1 pseudogene is annotated in these 271 nt (G+C 63.1%); it reads left to right on the forward strand.

What is annotated here, in order from left to right:
- Positions 1–271, forward strand: a pseudogene (locus ABLQ08_RS32755) (hypothetical protein); the annotation flags it as partial.

A 271-nucleotide genomic window follows, 5' to 3' on the forward strand; every position in this document is an offset into this window, starting at 1 on the left:
CACGTATCAGGACAGCGGCACGGGCGCGTCCGACGTCGACACGATCAAGGCAACGCATTCGAGTGCGGCGATCGGCGTGAGCGGTGACTTCTCGAAAGCCTCGAGCGGCATTGAGGTCATCGAAGGCATCGCGGGCGGCAACAACAGTGTTCGCGGCGATGGCAACGGCAACACGCTCGACTTCTCCGGCATGACGGTGACGGACGCCAAGCTTGACGGAGCCGGTGGCAACGACACGATCATCGGCACGGCTGGCGACGATGTCATTGTC

This window comes from Roseibium sp. SCP14, from assembly GCF_040329475.1.
Lineage (GTDB): Bacteria > Pseudomonadota > Alphaproteobacteria > Rhizobiales > Stappiaceae > Roseibium.